Source organism: Oleiphilus sp. HI0128, from assembly GCF_001635365.1.
The window spans coordinates 1-689 of sequence record NZ_LWGG01000962.1; the positions used below are offsets into that span (position 1 = coordinate 1).

General features: G+C 44.6%; 1 protein-coding gene. It reads right to left on the reverse strand.

Annotation, left to right across the window (positions count from 1 at the left end; genetic code table 11):
• The coding region (locus A3763_RS15725) for a helicase-related protein (RefSeq protein WP_156495122.1) at nt 1-689 on the reverse strand (689 nt) is incomplete at both ends.

Sequence of the window (689 nt, forward strand, 5' to 3'; positions counted from 1 at the left end):
ACGCGTCCACGTAACTGGTGTAGCTGTGCCAAGCCGAACTTATCAGCTCGGTCTATCATGATGGTGTTGGCATTAGGAATATCGATGCCGGTCTCAATGATGGTTGAGCAAACTAAAACATTAAAGCGCTGGTGATAAAAGTCTGACATCGCGGTTTCAAGTTCACGCTCACGCATTTGACCGTGGGCAATGCCAACTCGCGCTTCAGGTACCAGTTTAGTTAAGTACTCAGCTTCTTTATGAATATTTTTAACATCGTTAAATAAGTAGTAAACCTGACCACCACGCAGAATCTCACGCAAGAGAGACTCTTTGATCAAAGCATCTTCGCGCTCACGAACGAAAGTTTTTACTGACAGACGCTTAGCAGGTGGTGTGGCGATAATCGATAGATCGCGTATGCCGCCCATCGCCATATTTAAAGTACGCGGTATTGGCGTGGCGGTAAGGTTTAAAATATCTACGTCGCTGCGGAAAGACTTAATCTTTTCTTTCTGCTGCACACCGAATCGATGTTCTTCGTCAATAACCAAAAGACCAAGGTCTTTGTACTTAACATCTTTTTGAATCAGCTTGTGGGTACCGACAATAATATCTATTTTTCCAGCCTTTAGGTCTTCCAGCGCTTTAGCCTGATCTTTTGGAGAGTTGAATCTTGATAGCACATCGACTTTAACCGCCGTGCCTGC